At 59.7% G+C, this 25,711-nt stretch carries 20 protein-coding genes and 3 pseudogenes; 5 read left to right on the top strand and 18 right to left on the bottom strand.

The window, feature by feature from the left end; all coding sequences use genetic code 11:
• Window position 1: 1 nt before the first annotated feature.
• On the bottom strand, window positions 2–643 hold the full coding sequence (gene uvrY / locus BMX59_RS25770) for a response regulator transcription factor GacA (protein WP_003190387.1): 642 nt from the start codon (window positions 641–643) through the stop codon (window positions 2–4).
• Window positions 644–794: 151 nt separating this feature from the next.
• Complete coding sequence (locus BMX59_RS25765; protein WP_092249785.1) at window positions 795–1,160, bottom strand: helix-turn-helix domain-containing protein; 366 nt, start codon at window positions 1,158–1,160, stop codon at window positions 795–797.
• An 82-nt stretch (window positions 1,161–1,242) separates the two neighbouring features.
• Here BMX59_RS25765 and BMX59_RS25760 point away from each other — a divergent pair, with 82 nt between their 5' ends.
• Window positions 1,243–1,482 carry a DNA-binding protein gene (locus BMX59_RS25760; protein ID WP_071489635.1) on the top strand — a complete coding sequence of 80 codons (240 nt, stop codon included), beginning with the start codon at window positions 1,243–1,245 and terminating at the stop codon, window positions 1,480–1,482.
• 35 nt (window positions 1,483–1,517) lie between these two features.
• Here BMX59_RS25760 and BMX59_RS25755 read toward each other — a convergent pair whose 3' ends face one another.
• Both BMX59_RS25755 and BMX59_RS25750 read right to left on the bottom strand, forming a co-directional pair.
• Window positions 1,518–1,949: a GNAT family N-acetyltransferase gene (locus BMX59_RS25755; RefSeq protein ID WP_092249782.1), complete on the bottom strand. Its 432-nt coding sequence runs from the start codon at window positions 1,947–1,949 to the stop codon at window positions 1,518–1,520.
• Complete coding sequence (locus BMX59_RS25750) at window positions 1,950–2,699, bottom strand: carbon-nitrogen hydrolase family protein (RefSeq protein WP_092249779.1); 750 nt, start codon at window positions 2,697–2,699, stop codon at window positions 1,950–1,952.
• Window positions 2,700–3,307: 608 nt separating this feature from the next.
• On the opposite strand from BMX59_RS25750, the gene BMX59_RS25745 reads away from it, so the two are divergent.
• Window positions 3,308–4,378 (top strand): 3-deoxy-7-phosphoheptulonate synthase, encoded by a 1,071-nt coding sequence (locus tag BMX59_RS25745; RefSeq protein ID WP_092249776.1) that lies wholly within the window; start codon window positions 3,308–3,310, stop codon window positions 4,376–4,378.
• A gap of 15 nt (window positions 4,379–4,393) precedes the next feature.
• Here BMX59_RS25745 and BMX59_RS25740 read toward each other — a convergent pair whose 3' ends face one another.
• From BMX59_RS25740 to BMX59_RS25715, 6 genes are all read right to left on the bottom strand, one after another.
• Entirely contained in the window at window positions 4,394–5,092 is a 699-nt protein-coding gene (locus tag BMX59_RS25740) for an NAD(P)H-dependent oxidoreductase (protein WP_093127286.1), read from the bottom strand.
• A gap of 9 nt (window positions 5,093–5,101) precedes the next feature.
• The gene (locus BMX59_RS25735) at window positions 5,102–6,709 is read right to left on the bottom strand and encodes a 5-guanidino-2-oxopentanoate decarboxylase (RefSeq protein WP_092249770.1); all 1,608 of its coding nucleotides are present in this window, start codon (window positions 6,707–6,709) and stop codon (window positions 5,102–5,104) included.
• Entirely contained in the window at window positions 6,699–8,807 is a 2,109-nt protein-coding gene (locus BMX59_RS25730) for an acetate--CoA ligase family protein (protein ID WP_093127282.1), read from the bottom strand. Before BMX59_RS25730 ends, BMX59_RS25735 begins: the two co-directional genes overlap by 11 nt.
• A gap of 18 nt (window positions 8,808–8,825) precedes the next feature.
• Entirely contained in the window at window positions 8,826–9,986 is a 1,161-nt protein-coding gene (locus BMX59_RS25725; RefSeq protein WP_093127277.1) for an acyl-CoA dehydrogenase family protein, read from the bottom strand.
• A gap of 27 nt (window positions 9,987–10,013) precedes the next feature.
• Complete coding sequence (locus BMX59_RS25720) at window positions 10,014–10,805, bottom strand: enoyl-CoA hydratase/isomerase family protein (protein ID WP_093127272.1); 792 nt, start codon at window positions 10,803–10,805, stop codon at window positions 10,014–10,016.
• A 150-nt stretch (window positions 10,806–10,955) separates the two neighbouring features.
• Entirely contained in the window at window positions 10,956–11,594 is a 639-nt protein-coding gene (locus tag BMX59_RS25715; protein WP_092249758.1) for a TetR family transcriptional regulator C-terminal domain-containing protein, read from the bottom strand.
• Between the two features lie 186 nt (window positions 11,595–11,780).
• Between BMX59_RS25715 and dkgB the strand changes: the two genes are divergently transcribed.
• On the top strand, window positions 11,781–12,596 hold the full coding sequence (gene dkgB, locus BMX59_RS25710) for a 2,5-didehydrogluconate reductase DkgB (protein ID WP_093127267.1): 816 nt from the start codon (window positions 11,781–11,783) through the stop codon (window positions 12,594–12,596).
• Here the strand turns inward: dkgB and BMX59_RS25705 are convergent.
• The 8 genes and pseudogenes from BMX59_RS25705 to BMX59_RS25665 all read right to left on the bottom strand — a co-directional run.
• Entirely contained in the window at window positions 12,593–13,015 is a 423-nt protein-coding gene (locus BMX59_RS25705) for an ANTAR domain-containing protein (protein WP_092249752.1), read from the bottom strand. The genes dkgB and BMX59_RS25705 overlap by 4 nt on opposite strands.
• Before the next feature lie 134 nt (window positions 13,016–13,149).
• Complete coding sequence (locus tag BMX59_RS25700) at window positions 13,150–16,764, bottom strand: transporter substrate-binding domain-containing protein (protein WP_093127262.1); 3,615 nt, start codon at window positions 16,762–16,764, stop codon at window positions 13,150–13,152.
• Window position 16,765: 1 nt separating this feature from the next.
• Window positions 16,766–17,392 carry a response regulator transcription factor gene (locus BMX59_RS25695; RefSeq protein ID WP_093127259.1) on the bottom strand — a complete coding sequence of 209 codons (627 nt, stop codon included), beginning with the start codon at window positions 17,390–17,392 and terminating at the stop codon, window positions 16,766–16,768.
• 301 nt (window positions 17,393–17,693) lie between these two features.
• Window positions 17,694–18,410, bottom strand: a complete 717-nt coding sequence (locus BMX59_RS25690; protein WP_092249743.1) for an MgtC/SapB family protein — start codon at window positions 18,408–18,410, stop codon at window positions 17,694–17,696.
• Between the two features lie 16 nt (window positions 18,411–18,426).
• Entirely contained in the window at window positions 18,427–21,132 is a 2,706-nt protein-coding gene (gene mgtA, locus BMX59_RS25685) for a magnesium-translocating P-type ATPase (protein ID WP_093127253.1), read from the bottom strand.
• Between the two features lie 446 nt (window positions 21,133–21,578).
• Window positions 21,579–21,923 carry an FKBP-type peptidyl-prolyl cis-trans isomerase gene (locus BMX59_RS25675; protein ID WP_092249737.1) on the bottom strand — a complete coding sequence of 115 codons (345 nt, stop codon included), beginning with the start codon at window positions 21,921–21,923 and terminating at the stop codon, window positions 21,579–21,581.
• Window positions 21,924–21,962: 39 nt separating this feature from the next.
• Window positions 21,963–22,097, bottom strand: a pseudogene (locus tag BMX59_RS25670) (type II toxin-antitoxin system HicB family antitoxin); the annotation flags it as partial.
• Window positions 22,098–22,108: 11 nt separating this feature from the next.
• Window positions 22,109–22,236 (bottom strand): annotated as a pseudogene (locus BMX59_RS25665) (type II toxin-antitoxin system HicA family toxin); the annotation flags it as partial.
• A 524-nt stretch (window positions 22,237–22,760) separates the two neighbouring features.
• Between BMX59_RS25665 and BMX59_RS25660 the strand changes: the two are divergent.
• Together BMX59_RS25660 and BMX59_RS25655 are read left to right on the top strand one after the other, a co-directional pair.
• Window positions 22,761–24,709 (top strand): annotated as a pseudogene (locus BMX59_RS25660) (flavin monoamine oxidase family protein).
• Window positions 24,710–24,821: 112 nt separating this feature from the next.
• On the top strand, window positions 24,822–25,709 hold the full coding sequence (locus tag BMX59_RS25655; RefSeq protein WP_092249731.1) for a nitrilase family protein: 888 nt from the start codon (window positions 24,822–24,824) through the stop codon (window positions 25,707–25,709).
• The last annotated feature ends 2 nt before the right edge of the window (window positions 25,710–25,711 follow it).

Here is a 25,711-nt window from a genome sequence, read left to right as displayed (position 1 = left end):
GTCAGGCGCTGGCGTCCACCATGCCGTGGCGCACCGCGAGCAGGGTCAATTCAACATCACTGCTGATGGCGAGCTTCTCGAAAATGCGATAACGGTAGGTGTTGACGGTCTTGGGCGACAGGCACAACTTGTCGGAGATCGTCTGCACCTTCTGGCAGCCGACGATCATCAGGGCGATCTGGATTTCCCGCTCCGACAGCGCATCGAACGGCGAGTCGCTGGTGGGCTGGAAAGATTTGATGGCCAGTTGCTGGGCGATCTGCGGGCTGATGTAACGCTGCCCGGCAAACACCAGGCGAATGGCTTGCACCATCTCGGCCAGACCGGCACCCTTGGTCAGGTAACCGGCCGCGCCGGCCTGCAACAGGCGCGTCGGGAACGGGTCTTCTTCACACACGGTCACCACCACGACCTTAATGTCCGGGTGGCTGCGCAACAATTTGGTCGTGGCGCCAAGACCACCGATACCGGGCATCTTGACGTCCATCAGTACCACATCGGGTTTCAACTCCCGGGCCTTGATCAGGGACTCTTCCCCGGACTCGGCCTGACCGACTACTTGCAGGCCATCGATGTCAGCCAGCATTCGTGTAATGCCTGTACGAACGAGATCATGGTCATCGACTACTAGCACCCTAATCAAGCAGACACCTCGCGATATGGTCTTATAGGTTGCTGAACACCTTAGCAAAAAACCAAGGCGCAGACCTAGCTGCAAGCGTCATATATATAGAGTTTGAATACACAGCAGCCGTCCACCCTGCGGTGGACGGCTCTATTTGTTGGGCAGCAGGTCAGGATTCCTGGGGCTGCGGTCTGCTTTTTCCATTCAGTGACACGGAGTGCTCGGCCAGGCTTGACGTCAAGCGACGGATTGCAGCCTGGTCTTCCTTGAACATCGCGCGGTAGTCACCCAATACTTTTTCTTCAACCTGACTCAGGTTGTCCAGTTGAATCGGGGTAGGCGTACCGGTCAACACGTACAGCACATCCACACCTTTCTCGGCGACACGCGACAGGTAGTCCGCTTTAGGCGCCCGTCCTCCACTTTCGTATTTACCTTGTGCGTTGGCTTCAACGCCGCCTATTTCACCAAAAACTTTTTGCGACAAGCCAAGTCGCTCCCTTTCTTGCCTCAAACGCGAACCGATTCCACTCATTTGGATGTATGATCCTGGTTGGGACACCCCAAGAGGTGACACACTCATCATTTTGCTGAACAAACTTGAACGGTTTTGAACTATGCCCGGAATCCGTACTGCCGCACAAGCCAAGGCCTGGCTGGAACATCAAGGAAAGTCAGTTCAAGCGTTCGCCCGTGAACATGGCGTTGATCCGGCAACCACCTATCAAGTGCTCGCTGGGCGCAAAAAGGGACGACGTGGAGAGGCCCATAAGGTAGCGGTCCTCCTGGGCATGAAAGAAGGGATCATCCATTCTGAGGCTGATGCTCAAAAAAACGATCAGGAGGTCATTTCCTGAAGCCAGTATGCGCTTATTAGAATTGGGTGCGTGGTTTAGCTTGATGGACAGAGACGTTCCATGCGCCAGAAGCAGTTTTCTTCACCGACGATACTCAGCCCCATGCGCTGATAGAGCCTTCGGGCCGGATTGGTCTTGAACACGGTCAGACGCAGCAACCCCAGGGCCTGAGCCTTGAGCGCCATCTGCTCCAAGACCCAACTGCCCGCGCCCTGCCCACGACATGCCGCAAGCATATGCAGCTCACGGATATAGAGTGCGCGGCTGTCGCGGCTCAAACTGATAAAGCCCAACACGGTCTCGTCGTTGCAGATCAGCCAGTTTTCGCGGCCCGCCCAAGCCACATCGAAGCCGTCGTTGGACCACACCAGATCGTATTGCAGGTAATAGCGACTCATGGCCTCAAAGGTCAGGGTTCGGGCGAACGGCAAGTCCTGGTCCGTCGCAGCGCGCAGGTGAAACGCCATTTACAGCGCTACCACTTGGCCAGCCCACACGGCGCCATCACGACGGGCGATTACCAGCGCATCACCCAGGCCTGACGCAGCAGCCAGTAAACGGCCATCTGCGGCCCAAATGGCGCTGCTACCGGCACACACATAGCCACCCGATGGCCCGCCATGGTTGGCTACCAGCACCACCAGGCCATGCTCGGCCGCATATCCCTGGAGCAACGCGCTGTCCGCTGCGTAGCCGCCTTCGCTGATCAACACACCGGCGGCATAGACAGTGGCGCCCATCTGGGCCGCCTGGCGCGGGTGACTGGCGCGGGAGAAATCCGCGCACACCGCCAGCGCAATCCGCTCATCGCCGATGTCAAGCGCCGCTCCCCCCTGCCCTGGGGCAAACACCGCTTCTTCGCCTGGATGCAGATGCTGCTTGGTGTACACCGCAAGAGAACCGTCTGCCCCCAACACCAGCGCGCCGATCAGCACACCTGCCCCAGGTGCCAGGCGAATCGGCATGCCGACCACCGCCGTCAAGCCCCACTCCCGTGCCATTTCGCGCAGCGGTGCGAGCAGCGCGTCTTCGGGAGCAATCGCCAATGCGGCCGCCAGTGACGGCTCATAGCCGGTCAACGACAGTTCCGGAAACACCAGCACGTGCACGCCATGTTCGGCCGCCGCGTGCATGAGGGCCAAGTGACGTTCGATATTGGCCGGCACGTCGCCCGCGATGGAAACAGATTGAGCAGCAGCAAGGGTCAGGGCAGTCATGGTCGCGTCCAGGCAATCATCCAAGGTGTGACAAGCATATCGCGGTCGATAGCGGCCAGTACCCCCGCGCAATAGAAATTACTGATTGAATCCACCTGCGTGCCTCTAGTAAGCTCCCCCCATCATTTGGAGACACACCATGTTGCAACTCACCACCCCTCAGGTCTGCCCTGTTGCCAGCGCCCCGCGCTCGGTATCGGCTACCCGTGTGAACGGTTCGAGCGCACTGGTCAGCTTTTATTTTGGGTATTGGTTTAGCCACTGGCGCGCCTGATACCTGAAATCGGCGCCCACTACTCAAGGGGTCGCCTACCAGAGAAATCCAAACCCCCGGTCGGCTCCCCGACCGGGGGTTTTGTTTTTTCAGGCCCCAATATTTTTTGATGAACACTTAAAGGACACACGACATGAACTACGCCACCTATTACCGCTACGACACTTCCACTGCATGGCGATTTAGCCAGCTCCGCTCGGGACAGCCTGCCGCCTCCGATCGGTCACCTATGGGTGGCAAGCCAACACACACAGCCAGTACGGCCCACTGTCGAACACCCCAGTAGGGCCAGGCGCGCGGGAACAGCCCGCCGCTTGCCCAGGAAGCCTTGAATATGAACTCTGCCACCGCCGCTCTGCCCGTTTCTGCCCTGACCAGCGCCAATGAAGCCCTGACCCAGCGCTTGCCCAGCGCGCTTGATTTAAAGCTCAAGCTGCCGCTCAGCCCGTTCCTCAATGAACAAGTCCACGCCCATCGCCACGCCGTGCGCGCCATCCTCAATGGCCAGGATTCACGTTTGCTGGTGATCGTCGGCCCGTGCTCGATCCACGACCCGGAGTCGGCCATGGAATACGCACGCAACCTGAGGAAACTCGCACTCGAAGTGAGCGACCAGATGCTGCTGGTGATCCGCGCCTACGTCGAAAAACCGCGCACCACCATCGGCTGGAAAGGCCTGGCCTACGACCCGCACCTGGACGGCAGCGACGATATGGCCGCCGGCCTCAGCCTGTCCCGCGAACTGATGCGCGAAATGCTGCGCCTGGGCCTGCCGGTCGCCACTGAGCTGCTGCAACCGATGGCCGCCGGCTACTTCGATGACCTGCTCAGTTGGGTCGCGATTGGCGCACGCACCACCGAATCGCAGATCCACCGCGAAATGGCCAGCGGCCTGGGCATGCCCGTGGGCTTCAAGAACGGCACCGACGGCGGCGTGGCGATTGCCTGCGACGCGATGCGCTCGGCGTCCCACCCGCACCGTCACTTCGGCGTCGACAGCCAGGGGCACCCGGCGATCATCCAGACCCCGGGCAACCCCGACACCCACCTGGTGCTGCGCGGCGGCCACCGTGGGCCGAACTACGATGCGCAAAGCGTGGCGCAGGTGAAACACGACCTGGCCAAGTCCAAGGTGGCGGCGCGGATCATGGTCGATTGCAGCCATGCCAACAGCGGCAAAGACCCGCTGCGTCAACCGGCGGTGTTCAACGACGTGCTGGAGCAGCGCTTGCAGGGCGACACGTCGCTGATCGGCATGATGCTCGAAAGCCACCTGTTCGAAGGCTGCCAGCCGTTGAGCACATCGATGAAGTACGGCGTGTCGGTGACCGATGGCTGCCTGGGCTGGGATGCCACCGAGCAGTTGTTGCGTAGCGCCGCCGAGCGCTTGCGCGCACAAGGCTGAACGACCAAGGCGCTGCTACAGCGGGTACAGCGCCTCATCAAATTGCTCAAGTTTCGGAAATACCAAGGGCTGCTCATCCGCCAGCCCTTGCAGCCGTTGCTCATACTCCACCAGGAAATCCTGCCGCGCCTCAGCACTGATATACGGCACATGCCACGCCACAAACGGCGCCAGCACCTCATAGCCCACATACGCCAGCGTGCCGCGCAGGATCGGGCGCAACATATCCTCCAGCGGCCCATGAATCGCGCCCTCGCCGAACATATGCTCGCGCCCGCCCAGGGTCACGGTGACCAGCGCCCGCTTCCCCGCCAACCCACCCTGATCGTAAAAGCGCTTGCCGCCGTAACACACGCCCGACACCAGCACCCGGTCAATCCAGCCCTTGAGTATGGCCGGCGCCGAGAACCAGAAGATCGGAAAGTTGAGGACCAACAGATCGGCCCACAGCAGCTTGTCCAACTCAGCCTGAATATCCGCCGCTATCGACTGTTTCCTCACTCCCAGGCGTTGCTCCAGCGCATACACCAGGTAATCGGGGTTTTCCCGCATGGAAAAATCCGCCGCCGACGCCACCGGGTTCCACTGCATGGCGTACAAATCACTGACCTTGACGGTGTGTCCCCGGCCTTGCAGCGTGACGAGCGCCTGGTCACGCAGTGCCGCCGTGAACGACTGTGGCTCGGGATGGGCGTGAACAATCAAAACCTTCATGTGAGTTCCTCAAACAGCGCAGGCCTGTTTCAGTTCGATCAGGGTTACGCCATTGCGTTGGAAAGCGTTGCGCAGGTGCGTCTGCAATTCATCCAGGTTGTGGGGCTGGTTCACGGTGCAGCCGAACGCCTGGGCGAACAGCCCAAAGTCGGGGTTGCGCGGCAGCACGCCGACGGGTTCGATGTCGAGGTTGAGCATGTCGTCGCGGATCTGGCCAAGTGCGTCGTTGTTCCACAACAGCACCACCAGCGGGCTGTCCAATTCCTCCACGGCGGTGGCCAGTTCCTGGGCGGTGTAGAGAAAACCACCGTCACCGACCAGCACCAGGCCTGGCCGCTGCGGTGCGCCGAACTTGGCACCGATGGCCGCCGGCAGGCCGTAACCCAAGGTGCCGTAGCCGGTGGGGTGCAGCCAACTGCGCGGGGCGCGACTGCGATAGGCGTAATTGCCGGTGTAGGCCAGTTGGGTCATGTCGCTGCTGATGAATGCATTGGCGGGCAGTTCGGCTTCGATGCGGTCAAGAATGGCACGGTGGATGGACTGCAACGGGCCGTGTCCCCGCTCGACGGCCTGGTGTAATGCCGCAACACGCTTGGCTGCCGTTTCCGCGTCAGCCGACACGGTTGGCAAACGCTCCAGCAACGCCAGCACCGTCTGATTGGCATCGCCACGCAGCGCCACGGCACTGGGGTAGAAATCATTGAATTTGCGCGGGTCGATATCCACCCGCAGCAGCTCACCGTTGAGGGGCAGACGCTCGCACCAATAGTCGGTGTCGGCCATTTCCGTGCCCACCGCCAGCACCACATCGGCCTCGCTGATCAGTTGCCAGCCGGGCTCGACGCACAGGGTGGAACCGGCATTCAACGGGTGATCGATCGGCAGCAACCCCTTGCCGGCCACGCTGGTGAAAAACGGCGCGGCCAACTGCGTGCTCAAACGCTGCAACGCCTCGCCTGCCGCCAGTGCACCGCCCCCGGCGATAATCATGGGCCGTTGGGCCGCTGCGAGCTTGGCCACCGCCTGGCCCAAGACGTCAGCCGACGGCACGCCGCGACCCGGGCGGCGCACCACGTCATCGCTCCAGTCGCGCTTGATCGGTGCCGCCAACACATCCAGCGGCACCGAGATATGCACCGGCCGAGGCCGCTCGCTGTCGAACACCGCATAGGCGCGGGCGATCAGTTCGGGCAAATCCTCGGCACTGAGTGCGACCGCCGAAAACGCCGTGATCGGTGCGGTGATGGCCCGCTGGTCCTGGGTCTCGTGCAGGCTGCCCCAGCCCTTGCCAAGGCTGGCGGTGCTGTTGACGCTGGAGATCACCAGCAGCGGAATCGAGTCGGCATACGCCTGGCCGATCGCGGTGGCGGCATTGGTCACTCCCGGCCCGGTGATCACAAAGCACACCCCTGGCTTGCCGCTGACCCGCGCATACCCGTCGGCCATGAAACCGGCGCCTTGCTCGTGGCGCGTAAGCACATGGCGAATGCCGCTGCCGGGCAGGCCGCGATACAGCTCCAGCGTATGCACACCGGGAATGCCGAACACGGTGTCCACCCCATAATGGGCCAGCAACCGCACCAGGGCCTGGCCGCCGGTCATCACCTTATCGTGCATGCTCATCTCCTAGACGTATCAATGCATCGACCGCCGTAGCGCCCTGGGCACTGACCAACAATGGGTTCACATCCAGCTCCAGCAACTGCCCGGCGTTGGCGCAGGCGTAGTCGGCCACCGCCCGAATGGCCGCGACCAATACATGCATATCCGCCGCGTCACGGCCGCGATAACCTTGCAGCAACGGGGCGCTGCGCAGGCTGAGCAGAGCATTGCAAATGGCGCTGTCGGTGGTGGGCAGCAGCAGGCTGCGACTGTCCTTGAGCAGCTCTACCAGGATGCCACCGGTACCGATGACCAGTGCCAGGCCAAACTCGTTTTCTCGCTTGATGCCCACGATCAACTCCGCCAAAGGCGGCGCAGCCATGGCCTCCAGCAGCAGTTGATCGAACGCGACATCCGGCGCATAAGCGGCGATGTGCTCGCGCATCTGCTCAAGTGCAGTGGTCAGCGCCATACCGTTTTGCAGGTTCAGCACCACTGCACCGGCTTCGGTTTTATGCGGCAACTGCGCGCTGACCGCTTTGAGCACCAGGGGATAGCCAACCACCGCGGCATCGCTGATCGCCCTGGCCGGAGTACTCAATACCCCGGTTGGCGTGGCCAGGCCGAACACGCGCAAGGCTTGTTTGGAAGCCCATTCGTCGAGGGCCTCGCCGCTGCCTTGCAGGGCCTTCGGGCACAGCGGTTCGAGGATCGATTCGCCGCGCTCCAGCAGCACGCGGCGATTGCCCGGGTAACCGGCAATCCGTCCCCACGCCGCCAATGCGTCTTCCACGCCTTGCAGCGCTGCGATGCCTTGAGCATGCAGGCGCTCGCGGGCATGGGCCGGCAGCAACTCGGGAAAGGCCGAGGTGACAAACCCCGTCTTGCCATGCCGGCCAAGCGCGTTGCAGAACAACTCCAGCAGCAGGTCACACTCCTTGCGCTCACCCGTGGACTCGGCCGGGTAATCCAGTACCAACAGGGCGGCATCGGCTTCGGTGCGCAGGGCGGTGTCGAGCATGGCATCGAGGGCCGCACGGTTGCCCCAGATGGCCGTGGTGAAATCCAGCGGATTGACCAGGTTGGCGTAGCTGGGCAGCACCTGCGCCAGTTCACGGCGCTGGCCTGCGTCGAGCGTTGGCAAGGCCAGGTGATTGCGTTCGGCATAGTCGGCAATCAGCCCCGCATCGCCCCCGGAACAGGCCAGCGCGATCAGGCGGTTACCCGCAGGAAGGTTGCCGCATGCCGCAGCTTTGAGGGTTTCGACAAAACTCACCGGCCCGCTCACGCGAATCACGCCCAAGCGTGCAAACAGGCTGTCGTACAGCGCATCGGAGCCGGACAGCGAACTGGTGTGACTCAAGGCCAGCTCGGCGCCGATCTGCGACACGCCGGTTTTCAGCGCAATGATCGGAATGCCTTTTTCCAGGGCCTTGTGGGCGACACGGGCAAACCCCGGCACATTTTTCAACCCTTCCAGGTGCAGGCCGATGGCGGTGACGCGCGGTTCATCGAGCAGCACCTCCATCAATTCGGCAACACCCAATTGCGCCTGGTTACCCACCGACGCCATGTAGGCTACCGGCAGCGAACGGTCGCTCATCGACAGGTTGTAGGCGAAGTTGCCGCTCTGGGTCAGCACCGCCACGCCCTTCTCCACCGCCTTGCCGCCATGGGCCACCGGCCACAGCGCTGCGCCGTGCAGGTAATCCAGCAGGCCGTAGCAGTTGGGGCCAAGCAAGGCCATCTCACCCGCCGCCTTTAATAGCTGCTGTTGCAGGACGGCACCGTCGGCCCCGGTCTCGGCAAACCCTGAGGCGTAGCAAATCGCGCCACCTGTGCCGATGGCCGCGAGTTCGGCGACGCAGGCCAACGTGAGTTCGCGGTTGGTGGCGATAAACACCGCGTCCGGCCCGCACGGTAAATCCGCCACACGGCGTACACAAGGGATGCCGTCGAGGCGGTCATGCTGCGGGTTGACCAGCCACATCGGCCCGTTAAAACCACCTTCGGCGCAGCGCTTGAGCGCACGGGCCATGCTGCGGCCGCCGACGAATGCCAGGTGCCGGGGCGCCAGCAGGCGCTTGAGGTTGTCGCGAATAGCCTGAGACATAAGCGTTCTCCGCGCCGATCAGCGCAACAGCGGCCGCAACAGTTCACGGGCGATGATATGGCGCTGGATTTCCGAGGTGCCTTCCCAGATCCGCTCGATCCGTGCGTTGCGCCAGATGCGCTCCACCGGCCCTTCCTCCATCAGGCCCATGCCGCCGAAAATCTGCACCGCCTCGTCGGCGACCTTGCCCAGGGTTTCACTGGCAAACAGCTTGGCCATGCCGGCCTCGCCATCGGTCATGCTGCCCTGGTCCATCTTCCAGGCGGTGTGCAGGGTCAGCAGTTCTGCTGCGCGGATCTGTGTGGCCATGTCCGCCAGCTTGAAGCTCACGCCTTGATAAGTGCCGATGGGCTGACCAAACTGCTTGCGGTCCGCCGCCCATTGCAGCGACACATCCAGCGCGCGCTGGGCCTGGCCGACGCAGTTGGCGGCCACCATCACACGGCCGGCGGTGAGCCAGGCGTTGGCCACGTCCCAGCCCTTGCCCACTTCGCCCAGTACCTTGGAAGCCGGTACGCGGCAGTCGTCGAAGAACAGTTCATAGGTGTGATAACCCCGGTTGCTAACGCACTTGGGGCCACGGCGGATGGTCATGCCGGGCGTGCCGCGATCCACCAGGAGCGCGGTCACGGCGTTGCGCTGCCGACCGTTGTGTTCATAAGTGTCGGTGACCGCAAACACGATGGCGAAATCGGCGTGCCCGGCATGGCTGATAAAGTGCTTGCTGCCGTTGATCACGAACTCATCGCCACGTTGTACGGCGCGGGTCTTGATGGCATTGGCGTCGGAGCCGGCGCCGGGTTCGGTGAGGGCGAAACAGTCGATTTTCTTGCCCTGCACACACGGCAGCAGGTAGTCGCCAATCTGTGCTCCCGTACACGCCATGAGGATCTTGGACGGCCGCGCAACAAACACATGCAGCGCCCACGACACCTTGGACAATTCCCGCTCAATCAGGGCCTGGGACAGATAGTCCAGGCCACCGCCCCCCACCGCCTCCGGCATGTTGAAGGCGTAGAAGCCAGCAGCGATGGCCTTGTCGCGGATCTGCGCGGCCAGCTCGGGAGAGACCTCATCGGCACGGTCCACCGCCGCCTCATGGGGCAACAATTCCTTGGCTACAAAACTGCGTACCGCGTCCACCAACATGTCTTGTTCTTGGCTGAGTTGGAAATGCATGGCGCTACCTGCTCGGAGGTGGTGGTGTTATTGGCCGTAAAAAGTCGGCAGGCGTTTTTCCACGGACGCGCGCAAGGCCTCGGCGCCATCAGCACTGCGCCCGCACAACAGGCCGGCCGCCCGTTCGGCCTGCAACTGTTCGGGCAGGCTGCGCCCGGCACCTTCACGCAGCAGGGTCTTGGTCTGGGCGAAGGCGAAGGTCGGGCCGTTGGCCAGGCGTGTGGCGAGTTCGGTGGTGTAGGCATTGAGCTGGTCATCGGCGACGACTTCACCGACCAGGCCCGCGGCCAAGGCACGCTCGGCACTCCACAGCTCGTCGAGAAACAACAGGCGCTTGGCCTGTTCGCTGCCAATCAGGCGCGGCAAGTGCCAACTGGCGCCCGCGTCCGGCGAGTAGGCCATGCGGGTGTAACCAGCCTTGAAGCGCGCCGATTGGGCCGCTATGCGCAGGTCGCAGCATAAGGTCAGGTCCATGCCCGCACCGACGGCGGTGCCGTTGATCGCGGCAATCGTGGGTTTATCGAGAGTGTGCAGGCGCGTCATCAGCGCGTGGGCGGTTTCGGTCCAGCCGTAGGTTTCGAGGGCACCGCGAGCTTCGGCATCCGCCCACTCGGCCAGGTCGGCACCGGCGCAGAAGCTTCGCCCATTACCGGTCAATACCACCGCGCGCGCAGCGACGTCTGTATTGAAGGCATCGAGCAAGGCATGCAGGTGCTCGAGGGTGGGGATGTCCAGAGCGTTGCGCTGCGGGCCACGGTTGAGGGTGATCCAGGCAACACCAGCTTCTACATGAGTGAGCACGGGCGATTCGGCAGTCATGGCGTCCTCGAATTGTTTTATTTGGCCTGAGGGGTGCGACATGAGGCGATACTAAACAAGTGTTCAGCAAGAAGGCAATCAGCAAACAGCAAATTTTTTCAGGAGGGAAACGGCCTGCCTGAACCTGGCGTTCAGGTGGCTGGAGAAGGCTCAGGGTTTGAGCTGGTAACGCTGGCGACCGCCAGCCTGCAGGCCATCCACCCAGGCTTCGCAGATTTGGATGCCCTGTTCGGGCGTAAACGTACCGGGGTTGAGCCCCGACTCCAGCCACAACCCATCGAGCAATGCGCTCAGGCCGATGGCGGCGAGGTCGGCGTCGAAGTGCTTCCAGCCCTCCTCCCTGGCCATGTCGGTCAGGGCGGAGCGCATGATGGTGCGGTACTCGCCGTAGGAATGCTCGTGCGCCAGGTTGATCGCCGGTGCGGTCTTTACCGCGCCCCAGAACACCAGCCACGCGTCCAGCAGGTGCGGGTCGAGCAGTTCGGCGGAAAACGAGCCTTGGAACAACGCTGACAGGCGCTCCCGAGGGTTCGGCGGCGCCTTGGCCATGGTCGCGCGCAACAGGCCCATGACCTGGTCGGTGATGGTGCGATAGGCCTCGGCCACCAGCTCATCCTTGCCCGAATAGTGATGGCTGATCAGCCCCACCGACACCCCGGCCTCGGCACTGATCTTGCGAATCGACGCACCCTGAAAACCATCGCGCTTGAGACAGGTGAGCGTGGCCTGGACCAGATGGGCCTTGCGCACTTCCGGGTCCATCCGGGAGAAACGGGATTCCTGGGTCATGCGGCGATTTCCTTGGGTTGAGTCGGCAGCACGACTCTACATCAGTCGCGGTAGCCCGGCGACACCCATCCCCCCCAGTAAATTCGTGATCTGCGGTAAAGAGTCCTTTTCGGATTCGACGGTTTTTCCGAAGGAACGACAGGCGGATACTCGACTCCATTGTTCACCCCCCTTCAGGAGTTACTGATGTCCACTACGCAAAACGTTCCGGCCTTTGGCCTCGGCACCTTCCGTCTGCAAGGCCAGGTGGTGATCGATTCCGTCAGCACCGGCCTCGAGCTGGGCTACCGCGTCATCGACACCGCGCAAATCTATGAGAACGAAGCCGATGTTGGCCAGGCCATTGCCGACAGTGGCATCCCGCGCGATGAGCTGTTCATCACCAGCAAGATCTGGATCGCCAACTTCGCCGAAGGCCAGTTGATTCCCAGCCTGCGCGAGAGCCTGCGCAAACTGAAAACCGATTACCTTGACCTCACCCTGATCCACTGGCCCTCGCCGGAAGACCAGGTGCCTGTCGCCGAATTCATGGGCCAGTTGCTGGAGGCCAAGCGCCTGGGCCTGACCCGCCGGATCGGCATTTCCAACTTTACCGTCGACCTGATGAAACAAGCGATTGCGGCAGTAGGTGCGGAGAATATCGCCACCAACCAGATCGAGCTGCACCCCTACCTGCAAAACCGCAAGGTCGTGGACTTCGCCACCGCCAACGGTATCCAGATCACGTCCTACATGACCCTGGCCTACGGCGAAGTGCTCAAGGACCCGGTGATCCGACAAATCGCCGAGCGCCATCAGGCGACCCCGGCGCAAGTGACACTGGCCTGGGCGATGCAACTGGGTTATGCAGTCATCCCTTCGTCGACCAAACGCGCCAACCTGGAAAGCAACCTCAAGGCCCTGCAACTGACCTTGAGCCCTGCCGACATGGCGCAGATGGCCGAGCTGGAACGCGGCTATCGCCTCACCAGCCCCAAGGGTATCGCCCCCCAGTGGGACTAAACCCCGGCCACAGGCGTGCGGGATAATTCCCGCAGCCACGGCAGTACGCGCAGGCCCGTAGCGGCCGCGGGTGGGTCGATGATGTCCATGAAGTGTTCGAGATTGACGTTGTCCGGCACACCGGGCAGGCGTACCAGCACCGCCGGCGTTGCGTCGGCAGACAGGCCCAGGTCCAGGTGGTCATAGACCAGCACATGATGCACCTGGGGTTGAGGACCGCAAGTGTGGATCGCCAGCCCCGCGTTGATGATCAGCACATCGAAAGGCTGTGCCGGAATGGCGGTGAGCAGTTGGACCTCTTCGAAGGTCTGCACCGGTACGATGCGGTGATAACCCAACTGGTTGAGCATTTTTTCGATGTACAGGCGTTGCAGGTGTTGCTCATCGGCAATCAGGATGGTCAGTGCTTTGTTTGGCATGGCGAACCCCTGGGCAGGCAGTGCTCGTCAGTGAGCGAGGCCCATTCTCCAGACATATACCGACGACAAAATCAGGCTTGTTCCCGTTCCATGTAGGAGTTCTCCCAAATTCGCCGAACGGCTGCCCGCTTCGGTCAAGCCTGCTTGCAGTACTGGCTCAGGTCATGATGCAAACCATCGATAGCCACGCTCAATGCCGCAACCGCCACCGCCACCGCATCGCCGTCGCGCCTTTCGCACGCATCCTCCAAAGCCTCGCAACAGGTGATCAGCGCCTGGGCCTTGACCATGCGCGCACCGCCTTTGACACGATGGGCCAGGTCATACAACTTGGCGAAATCGGCCCGGTCCTGCAGGGTCGACAGCATTCGGAGGTCCTCTGCAAGGCTAATGAGCAAGGGTGCCAGCAACTCGTTGAGCACGGCCGTGTCGTCGCCTGTCAGCATCACCAGCGAGCTCAAATCAAATTGCGCTTTGGCTTCTTCCGTTGCAGCGCTGGCCGTGCGCGACGCCAAGGCCGCACGTAGATCGTCAAGCCCCGTCGGCTTGAACAGGCAACCGTCCATACCGGCCTGTCGACAGCGCTCGACCTCCTCCGGCTGGGCATTGGCGGTGAATCCCAGCAGAAGGCAGGGCACAAGGCCACGTTGCCGTTCCTGGGCACGAATATCACGCGCCAACGTGTAGCCGTCCATGACAGGCATATTGCAGTCGGTGATCACCCCATCAAAATGCCCGGTTTGCCAACGTGCAAAGCCTTCGGCGCCATCCTCGGCTGTAACGATCTGATGCCCCAGGAAGGTCAACTGTCGAGCCAGAAGCAAGCGGTTGGCCGGATAATCATCGACCACCAGAAGCTGCAATGCCTGCGTGGCAGGAACACAGGGGACCGGTGAGCCAACCGGTGCTGCCGTGGTCAACGCCAGTGCCAGTGTCACATCCACCCGCGTCCCCTTGCCCAGCACGCTGCTCAGGTGCAGTTGGCCGCCCATCATCTCGCACAGGTTACGGCTGATCACCAGCCCCAGGCCCGAGCCGCTGCGTGCCGATTGCTCGTTATTGCTGCCTTGGATAAACGGGTTGAACAAACGCTGCTGATCTTCGGCACTGATGCCAATCCCCGCATCTTCCACGCAGAGCCGCAGGTTCAAATGCTCACCGGCCAACACCGATGCGGCTTGGGCACACAGGCGTATCTGGCCAGAGTAGGTAAATTTGATCGCATTGCCTAACAGGTTCGACACCACTTGCTTGAAGCGCAACGGATCGATCAGTACCAGTCGGTCGATCATCGGGTCGAGCTCTACGTTCAGCGACAGGCCTTTATCCCGCGCCAGCCCTTCGAACACCCGCGCCACAGAGGCCAACAGCTCGTGCAGGTTGGCCGGCTCCAGAGTCAGGGACAAGTGACCGGTTTCGATTCGCGCAATGTCCAGGATATCGCCGATCAACTCCAGCAAACTGCGCGAGGCCATCGATGCCACTTCCAGCGCATCTCGATCGACGTGCCCCTGCTCAGCATTTTTCTGCGCCAGTTCGATCATGCCGATTACTGCGTTCATCGGCGTTCGGATCTCATGACTCATCGTCGCCAGGAACGTGGTCTTGGCACGGTTGGCGGCGTCCGCGTCTTCCTTCGCCTCCCGCAACTGACCCAACAGGCGCTGGCGCTCGCTCACGTCCACCCAGCCGGCAATCATGCCCACCACGTTGCCGTTGCTATCACGGTACGGCAGCATCCACTGGTAAATCGTCAGCACACCGCCACCGGGCACCTTCAGCACTCGGTCATGAATCTGTGGCTCACCGCGCTCCATCAAGTCCAGGTAGTCCGCATGGAACGACTGGGCCTGGGGCGGGTTGCCCGTATCGGTCTCCACAACAGTCTTGCCGATCACGTCCTCCAGCTTGAAGCCGAACACGTCAAGGTACGCGTTGTTGCACGCCATCAAGCGCCCCTGGCGGTCGCGCACATAAATCGGGTGAGGCGTGCCGTCGATCAGAACGCTCATAAAGCGCATCTGGTCGCTCAAGGCGCGTTCGGCCTGGGCACGCTTGTGAATCAGGTTGCGCAGGTAGAACACCCAGCCCAGGGTGATCAGCAACAACAGCGCGGCCAGGCCAAACCCCTGGATAATCACGTTGCGATGACTGACCCAGTAGCTGTCTTCAATAATGATTTCACTGCGCCAATGATTGGTCAGTTCGTCCATCTCTTCCGGCGTAATGCTCAACAACGCCTTCTCGAGGATCGAATACAACTCCAACTGGCTGCGGTTGACGCCGAAGGCAATCCGCGCCGGTTCCGTACCCACCGTGCTGGTGATACGCAGCCGATCGCGATAGTTGCGCGTGATCATGTAGCGTGCGCTGATCAATGAAATGACTGTCGCGTCGGCACTCCCCTTGGCCACCCATTCCATGGCCTGCTCCGGGTTCTCGACGTCGACAAACTCGATCCCTGGATAGTCCCGGGCGATCTGCGCGGCGAGGCTGTTGCCGCCAATGAACGCCAGGCGTTTGCCAGGCATGTCCTCCAGAGTCAGCAGACGCTCGTCGCCGGCGCGCACCACCAGCACATAGGGATTGGACAGGTAGGGCCGGGTAAAGCGCACCTTTTCGGAACGCTCGACACTGGGCGTAATCACCGCCAGCATGTCCATCTGGCCGGCGCTGACCTCGTCGACTTGCCGAGGCAGCGAACTGCCCTGCACCACTTCGAACTTCAAGCCCGTGCGTAAGCTGATCCGCGACAATACCTCGTCACTCAACCCCATGAACTGCCCTTGCTCATTGAAAAATGACAGCGGCACGAACTTATCCAGTACTGCCACTCTCACCCGGGGATGCTTCTCCAGCCAACGCTGCTCGCTGTCACTCAAGCGTAATCGGTCAGCCTCCAGGAACCCACTGCCGCCGGCACTCCAGCGACGCAGGATTTCCATCTGCTGGCTGGCCGGGATAACAGCCAGCGCGGCATTGATGATCGTCAACAGACGCTGGTTGTCGGCAGTAAACGCGAACCCGAACGGGTTGACCTCCAGCGCGGAAAAGTCTGCCATGCGCACGTTATTAAGGTGGTTCTTGTTGATCAGATAGCGGGCGCTGATGGCATCGCCCAGGTAGACATCCGCCTGGCCGAAAGCCACGGCGCCGATAGCCTGATGAGTCGAACCGTACAACAACAGTTGCGCCTGGGGGTAAAAGGCCTGGACAGCTTCGGGTTGCATATAGTGGTAGAGCATCGCCACGCGCTTGCCGGCCAGGTCGGCGCTCAAGGAATGGCTTTCACCCGTGCGGGTCACCAGCACCGGTTGATCATTGGCGTAGGAACGCGACAGTACCAACGCCTTGTCGGCCGCCTCATAACCATTGGCCGACCCCACCAAATCCACCTCGCCCAGCTTGAGCGCCTCGATCACTTCATCACGGGTGTCGTAGCGCCGAACCTCGATAGGTACATTCAAGATCAGGCTGATCAGCCACGTGTAGTCAGCCGTGATGCCTTCAAAATCGTTGTCGTTGCTCAGGTCGAACGGTGCGTAGTCGGGTGCCGACACGCCCATCACCAACCTGCGGCGCTCGCGCAACCACTGCCAGTCGCTTTCATCCAGCGCTACTGTTGGGTGCTCCAGGGTGGAATGGCCGAGCAGTCGAAGGGCATGCGGTTCGTCCAGGGCCATCGCTGCACAGGGCAACAGCCCCATCAGCAGGATGGCCGTGAATGTCACCAGCCGGGAGGTGGTCATTTCAGATCAGATGATTGCGCTGGGCAAACTTGGACAGGTGCACCACCGAGGACATGCGCAGCTTCTCTTTGAGGCGGGTCTTGTAGGTGCTGATGGTCTTGTGGCTCAACAGCATATCCTCGGCGATTTCCTTGTTGCCCAGGCCCAGCGCCAGTTTTTGCAGTACCGTCAATTCGCGGTCGGACAGCGCCTCCACCAACTCCTGTTCGGTGGTCTGCAAATCGTCGCGGCGAACTGAACTGGTGGCCGTGCTCGGGAAGCAACTGTAACCGGCCCTGATGGCCCTGATCGCCTTTTGCAATTCGTCCAGTTCACCGGTCTTGGCAACAAAGCCCATGGCCCCGGCACGCATGCAGCGAGTTGAGAAAAATACCGCCAGGTAGGACGTGAGCACCAGGATCTTGCAGGGCAGTCCCAGCGCCTTTATCCGGCTGATCACCTCCAGCCCACCAAGCTTTGGCATTGCCAGATCGAGGATAACCAGATCCGGGCGCTCCTCCCGAGCAATCTGCATGGCGTCGGCGCCGTTGCCCGCTTCAAAGATGGTAACGAAGCCCTCCTGCTTCAACAGGTACTTCACGGTGGCGCGGATAAAAGGGTGATCGTCCACAATTAAAGCTTTGCTCATAAGACTCCCCGAGGGATCAGTACGCTTACATATCACACGGGACCTATCTACCTGTGAAAAGTAACAGTTCCGACAAACGGTACTGATTACTCTGCATGACACCTCAGGCAGTACAGACCCCTCCTTTTGATAGAACACGCTAAACACGTAGAGCTGCGCCCTGCCTCCTGGGAAGACGCAAGCGCGCAACCTTAACAACGGCGTGTCCGGTCAAATGAAGGGATAGTCTCCAATGCTTGTAGGACTTTTCCTAGTCATAGCATGACCAGCTGAGCGCGGGGCAAGGCCTGACAGGCGGGGACTACTCGGTGGTACTGGGGCTCCAGAACGCTTGCACCACCAGGGTCGACATCGAGATTCGCGCCACCAGGGCGTCCAGCTCATCACCGTCTACCGAGGTCACGGCCAGGGTGGCTTCGATTTCCACTTCTTCCGTGCCAAAAGGCCGCACATCCACATCGCTGGCCGGGTAGTTACAGCGCGCCAGCTCGGCCTCCAGCAAAGCCAGAACGGCCTTTTGCTGGGTACGCCGGGCAACCACGTACAAGATGTTGGTGACTTCCGCCGACACCACGTCCAGTGGCTGACGGTTGATGTTATTGACGATGGGACGCAGCAAGGTGTTGGCCGCCAGCACAAACAGCGTGCCCAGCAGCGCTTCGAGGACCAGGTCGGCACCCGCGCAAGCGCCCACCGCCGCCGACGCCCAGAGGGTGGCCGCCGTGTTGAGCCCGCGCACATTGCCTTCTTCGCGCATGATCACGCCGGCACCTAGAAAGCCGATGCCCGACACCACATAGGCCACCACCCGCACCGCACCTTCCGCACCGCCGAGCCGGCTGGCCATGTCGACAAAAATCGCCGCGCCCACCGCCACCAGCACGTTGGTGCGCAGGCCCGCCGTGCGCTGGCGGTACTGACGCTCAAAACCGATCAGGCCACCCAGGATGAAGGCTGCGGTGAGGCTGACCAGGGTGTCGACCAGGGATTCGAGGTTGATGTTGTTGATTGCTTGCATAGGAAATCTTCCCTGTTCATTGCCAGCCAAACTTACGGATGTAGTACCCCTTCACCGCCTGGGTCAGCGCCATGTATGCCAGCAGGATCACCGGCAGGAACACGAAGTACAGCGACGGCAGCGCCTGCAATTTGAAGTAGTGCGCCAGTGGCCCCATCGGCAGGAAAATCCCCACCGCCATGATCACGCCGGTCATCGCCATCAGCGGCATCGCCGCGCGGCTTTGCAGGAACGGAATCTTCGGGGTGCGAATCATGTGCACGATCAGCGTCTGGGTCAGCAGCCCCACCACGAACCAGCCGGACTGGAACAGGGTCTGGTGGTCGGGGGTGTTGGCATCGAAGACATACCACATGAGTGCGAACGTGGTGATGTCAAAGATTGAACTGATCGGCCCGAAAAACAGCATGAAACGGCCGACATCTCCCGGTTGCCAGCGTTGAGGTTTGCTCAGCATCTCGTCATCGACGTTATCGAACGGGATCGCAATCTGCGAAATGTCATACAGCAGGTTCTGCACCAGCAAATGCATCGGCAGCATCGGCAGGAACGGGATGAACGCACTGGCCACCAGCACCGAAAACACATTGCCGAAGTTGGAACTGGCGGTCATCTTGATGTACTTGAGCATGTTGGCGAAGGTGCGCCGGCCTTCCAGCACGCCCTCCTCCAGGATCATCAGGCTCTTTTCCAACAGGATGATGTCGGCTGCTTCCTTGGCGATGTCCACCGCACTGTCCACCGAAATACCGATGTCGGCAGTACGCAGTGCCGGCGCATCATTGATGCCATCCCCCATGAAGCCCACCACATGCCCATTGGCCTTGAGCAGGCGCACGATGCGCTCCTTGTGGCTTGGCGTCAGCTTGGCGAACACGTTGGTGGTTTCCACGGCCTTGGCCAATTCGGCGTCGGTCATGTCCTCGATGTCGTTGCCCATCAGCAGGCCCTGTTGCTCCAGGCCCACTTCGCGGCAGATCTTGGCGGTGACCAGTTCGTTGTCACCGGTCAGCACTTTCACGGCGACGCCGTGGGCTTTCAGCGCCTTGAGCGCGGGCGCGGTGCTTTCCTTCGGTGGGTCGAGGAAGGCAACGTAGCCGATCAGCGTGAGGTTTTTCTCATCCGCCAGGCTGTAGGTATCGCGCCCCGACGCCATCGGCTGTGCGGCCACGGCGACCACGCGCAGGCCTTCTTCGTTGAACGCTGCCGTCACCTGACGAATGCGCGCCAGCAACTCTTCAGTCAGCGCCTCATTGGTCTCACCATGGCGCACGTTGTTGCACACCGAGAGGATTTCCTCCACGGCGCCCTTGCAGATCAGCAGGTGCGGTTGACCCTGTTCGGCGACCACCACCGACATGCGGCGGCGGTTGAAGTCGAACGGGATCTCATCAATTTTCTGGAACGCGGTGCCGACCTTCAACTCGCGATGCACCTCCACGTGCTCCAGCACCGCTACATCCAACAGGTTTTTCAGGCCGGTCTGGTAGTAGCTGTTGAGGTAGGCCATTTCCAGCACGTCATCGGACTCTTCGCCCCACACGTCCACATGGCGCGCCAGGAAGATCTTGTCCTGGGTCAGGGTGCCGGTCTTGTCGGTGCACAGCACGTCCATGGCGCCGAAGTTCTGGATCGCGTCCAGGCGCTTGACGATGACTTTTTTGCGCGACAGGAACACCGCGCCTTTGGCCAGGGTGGAGGTCACGATCATCGGCAGCATTTCCGGGGTCAGGCCCACGGCAATCGACAGCGCAAACAACAGCGCTTCGGTCCAGTCACCCTTGGTGAAGCCGTTGATGAACAGCACCAGCGGCGCCATCACGAACATGAAGCGGATCAGCAACCAGCTGACCTTGTTGACGCCGTGCTGGAACGAGGTGGTTGCACGGTCGGTGGCGGTTACACGTTGGGCCAGCGCCCCGAAATAGGTGCTGTTGCCGGTGGTCAGGATCACCGCCGTCGCCGCGCCGGACACCACGTTGGTGCCCATGAACAGGATGTTCTCCAGGTCCAGCGGGTTGCGGGTCTTGGCGTCCTGCTGCTGGGCGAACTTTTCCACCGGCATCGATTCGCCGGTCATCGCCGCTTGGCTGACGAACAGGTCCTTGGCACTGAGCACGCGGCAATCGGCGGGGATCATGTCACCGGCGGACAGCACGATCAGGTCGCCCGGCACCAATTGCTTGATCGGCAGTTCGATGCGCTTGGCTTCATCGCGACGCAGCACGGTGGCGGTGTTGCTCACCATCGCCTTGAGGGCATCGGCAGCCTTGTTGGACTTGGCCTCCTGCCAGAAACGCAGCAGCGTCGACAGCACCACCATGGAGAAAATCACCGTGGCGGCCTTCATGTCTTCGGTCAGCCACGAGATCACCGCCAGCAACGTCAGCAGCAGGTTGAACGGGTTCTTGTAGCAGTGCCACAGGTGCACCCACCAAGGCAGCGGCTGCTCATGCTCGACTTCGTTGAGGCCGTATTGCACGCGCAGGGCGTCGGCTTCCTGGGTATTCAACCCCTCGGCGTGACTGCCCAGGGTACCGAGCAATTGCACGGCACTGCTGTTGGCCGAGACCACCAGGGTTTGCGCCAGGGTCGGCGGCACTTCGCGGCTGACGCTGGCGTCGGTCACGGTTTCGAGCATCGCCAGGCGGCGGAAATGCCGGGCGATGTGCCGGGTCCGCAGGAAGCCGGCAAAGAACTCTTTGAGCAGAGTGAGGTTCATGGTGTTACTCCTGCGCGAGGAAAAAACCGTCGTGCAGGTACTGCCCTGTGCGCCGCGCCCTGTTTACAGGCACAGCCACTTTGGCCCGCCTGCCGCAAAGGACAGGCGCGTCCGTAGCATCCCGAGGTGAACCGGGTGCTGGTCAGCGTCGATGAGAGGGATTCGGGCAGGTGCCAGGACTGGCCGCTGCCGGGATGCCGCTTCTCGCTTTTAGTGGCGAGACAACGGCATCGGAAAAATGCGCGTTACCTTGCCAAGCCTGTGCCGGTTACTGAAACCGGCCGACTACTGTCACTCGAACAAGTACCCACTGAGGGTCTCCGCTATTGATGAAAACGCGCGAAGCTTACGCCCCGATGATGGGAGAGTAAACCGTAGGAAAGTTTCCGTATGGTGAATAAGAAGATTCTTCAGGGAGGGTTCAGGAAGTGCTTATCCAGGAGGTCTCAATCATCCCGCGTCAGTACTTCCAGCAACTCAATCTCAAAACGCAGGTTACTGTTGGGCTTGATATGCGCGCCCATCGACCGCTCGCCATAGGCCAGATGCGCCGGCACGAACAAGGTCCGCACACCGCCGACCTGCATGCCCATCAAGCCCTGGTCCCAGCCCTTGATCACACGCCCGGTGCCGATCACACACTGGAACGGCTTGCCGCGTTCCCAGGACGAATCGAACACCGTGCCATCTTCCAGGGTGCCGGTGTATTGGGTGGTGATCAGCGCGCCTTTGACCACGGCTTTGCCGGTGCCGGGGCGGATGTCGGTGATTTGGAGTTCTTCGGGGCTCATGGGGAATCCGTTGGATAGATAGTGTTTGCTTGAGTTGGTTTACGCTGAAAGCTCGCGCAGTGCGGCAGTCGCCAAGAACCCTGACCGCGATGCATAGCGATGGTCCTTCTGCACACACTCATCAATGCGTTGCAACAGGTGTTCCGGCAAAGAGGCATTAAACCGCACTGACTTGAAAATACTGCAATCTCCGACTTGGGATGAGGGACAGTTACTCTCCCCGCTTCACAGGGTGTTTGAACTGGTGATGACTCCCCTTCACCGCCACCCAACCATCTGCAACCAACAGGTCAATCACCTCTCGACTTCTCATCGCCCACCTTTAGGTGTGCATATTACACACCGCTAAATGGCAATGCGTTTTTTGTACACACATGACACACCAATGAAAAAAGCCCGCTACCCCTCAAGCAAGCTTGCGTGCCGTGATGATGACGATGTACGAAACCTTTGCGCCAGAGAACTAATGTCAGTTTTTGCGCCTTGATCTTATGGCGCCATACGGAATATTGGAGAGATGACACACCTCAAGTCAGTGACATTTCCCTTTATCTCGCAGAACGTTTCCGAAAGAATCCCAACCGCTTGCGCCGCTCAAATTACGTGGCTAGTCTTCGTCGGTCACTGCCCATTCTCGTTCACTGGAGTGCATGCAGCCTCGCTCGTAATACTCTGTCGTTAAGGGTGAAGCATGCTCTCCCACTCTAAATTTTTTGCACCGCCCCTACAAAAAAATACGAACTTCCCTCATCAAAACCCAACTGCAACCTATTTCTGGCCAGCAGCGCTCACATCCATCCTTTCAGAGTCCGTTAACTCTGAACAGGAAATATCAGAATGACCATCGGTTCCACCTTTAATTACCCCGCAGATACAGCCCAACACGCTCATCGAAAAAAGCGCTCCAGCAAGAGCAAATGGGCGGCCAGCTTTCCAAACCCACCAGACTTATGTTTTGACTACCGCACCTTGGTGGAACAATTCAATGGCATTGCCCAAGCCACTGAGCCACATCATAAAATTTGCATCATTGGCGCTGGCATTACTGGACTGACAACTGCACGTGAACTTTACCGATGTGGTTTCACAAACATAACGTTAATTGAAAAGTCACAACGTATAGGCGGCAGGCACCTTACGGCCCTTGGAAATAACAATACCGATACCGTTGGAAGACCACCTTTCGAAATGGGCGCAATGAGAATGCCGTTCTTCAATAAATCAAACGAACTGCCTAAAGATGGGCGTTCACTCATGGCCTATTACGCCAACGAGTTCGAATTGCGCCATACAGACTTTCCCAACCCAGGCAGCCCTGCAGTCCGGTCCACGGGTATATTTCTACGTGAAGGGAGCATAGATGACAGCACCGAACCCACAATGCTTATCTGGAAAATACTGATGGCAAAACACCGCCTCCCGGTCAAACACTGGCTAGTGTTTTCGCAAAATGGAAAACCTTCGCCGAGCGAATGACGCTGATTGTCTCCGAGCATTACGGTTGTGAAGGCTGGGAGCACATGTGGAATTCAATCGTCAAAAAATATGAAAGTGTTTCCTTCCGCGAATTGGTAAAAATGCCAAGCCTTGATGGCTGGCACCACAGCGACCCTGGAAACTTCGGTGGTTTGGGTATGACCGCACAGGAATCCGCTGTTTTCTACGCCATCGGCATTGGTGACGGCAGTTGGGGGGCATTCTATGACGTATGCTCGCTTTACCCACTTCGCACGGCGATATTTGGATTCAGCAGTCATCTGCAATTAATCCACGGGCGCGTAGACGTGGACGGTAAACCGATAGCATCGCCTTACTTGAATCATCCAGAGACCTTGGATTCAAGAGGCCTTGCATTCAACAAACCCACCTACATCGGCCTTGGTTCACTGGCCGAATCACTCCTTTTCATCAAATCCCAAGAAACACATGAGTCTCTATACGAGCACCTCATAAAAAGTCATTCAGGTTTCATGACCAGCAGTGCAGTGACAAAGCTCAAGAAACTAAAGAACGGGAAAATACGGGTCTATTTCGACTGGAACATCACACAAAAAGAACAGGCAAAGAAAGAGTTCATCGATTACGACTCTGTGGTAATGACACTGCCTTCGTGGCTGATCGAAACACACATATCAATTGAAAACTTCAGCCAGGAAATGCTTCCATTTGAAGTCATAGAAGCCTATAAGTCAGCCCACTGGGAAACCAGCTGCAAGGTGTACGCACCTCTCAAAAAGTCGTTTCTCTCTCAAAATAAAAAAATCCCTCAAGCCATCGTCACAGATAGCTTGATTCATGACGTATACACTTACCGCTACAACGCTACCAATACCTACGATTGCATCCTTCTCAGCTACACATGGGAAGACGACGCTACCAAACTATCGATATTTACTGACAAAGAACTGGTTGACCGGTGCATCGAAGACCTCGACAGAATTCTTTTGAAATCTGCCAATATAAAGGAAAGAATATCACCGTATATCGGACGCGATAACGCGGTGGTTCAACGGTGGATGAATGATAAAAACTCCCTTGGCTGTGCAAAACTTTATCGTGCAGGTACTTATTACGACGCCATGAAGCTACTGAAGTACAATCGAGATTTTTCTCACACCTCAGGTTTGTATCTCTGCGGTGAATCTTTCTCCGTAGATGCGGGTTGGACGGAACCTTGCTTCAGGGGAGCAATTGATACCGTGATAAACATTTGCAGTAAAACCCAAGCCGATTTCAATGGCGACTTTACGATGCATGACTACCCACTCTACAAAGCTGAACCGTAAAAGAAAGAGACTACAACGCAACGGGAATCACCTGACTTTTAATTAAACATTTGTTCGCCTCTTATAAACGCCCAACCGACTCCCGGTTGCATAACAATAAGAGGTCACCGCCATGAGCGAACCAGCAAGCCCCGCCCGCGTAGCCGTCATCCAACTGGACCCTCAGGTTGGCATGAACAACCGAACCAACAACCTGCGTCAAAGTCTTGCACTGGCGACCGAGGCGGCAAACGGTGGAGCGAATCTGATCGTACTGCCCGAACTTACCAATTGCGGGTATTTCTTCAGCAGCCGCCAGGACGCCTTTGATCATGCAGAGCTGATACCAGGCGGCGATAGTGTGCGGGCGTGGGCAGATTTTGCCTGCAAGCACCAGGTGTACCTGGTGGCGGGCCTGTGCGAAATAGACGGTATGCAGTTATTCAATACGGCTGTGCTGCTAGGTCCCGATGGGTTCATCGGCAAATACCGCAAGGCACATCTATGGAACCTGGAAAAGCTCTGGTTCACGCCTGGTGATAGCGGATTTCCAGTATTTGAAACGCCGATAGGCCGCATTGGCTTGCTGATTTGCTGGGATATCTGGTTCCCGGAGGTGCCACGTATTCTCAGCCAGCAGGGCGCCGATATCATTTGCAGCCTGAACAACTGGGTGTGGACGCCTCCGCCCCTGTTCGATGAGGCAGGCAAATGCATGGCGTCGTACCTGACGATGACCGCCGCCCACGTCAATAACGTGTTTATCGCTGCCGCCAGCCGCATTGGCGAAGAGCGGGAAGCGCGCTACCTCGGATGCTCGTTGATTGCCGGAACCAACGGCTGGCCTATAGGCCCGGTAGCTTCAGCCAATCGCCAGGAAATCCTGTTCGCCGACATTGATATCACCAGCGCCCGCAGTGCTCCGATCTGGAACAGCCTTAATGACCTGCAGCGTGATCGACGCAATGATCTCTACGATCAAATGCTTGGCTACTCCCGCCACCCTGCCCTTCCACGCTGATC

It is taken from the genome of Pseudomonas sp. NFR09 (assembly GCF_900111535.1).
GTDB classification, from domain to species: domain Bacteria; phylum Pseudomonadota; class Gammaproteobacteria; order Pseudomonadales; family Pseudomonadaceae; genus Aquipseudomonas; species Aquipseudomonas extremorientalis.
Note: the sequence above shows the minus strand (reverse complement) of the source record. Positions and strands in the feature narration are given on the sequence as shown.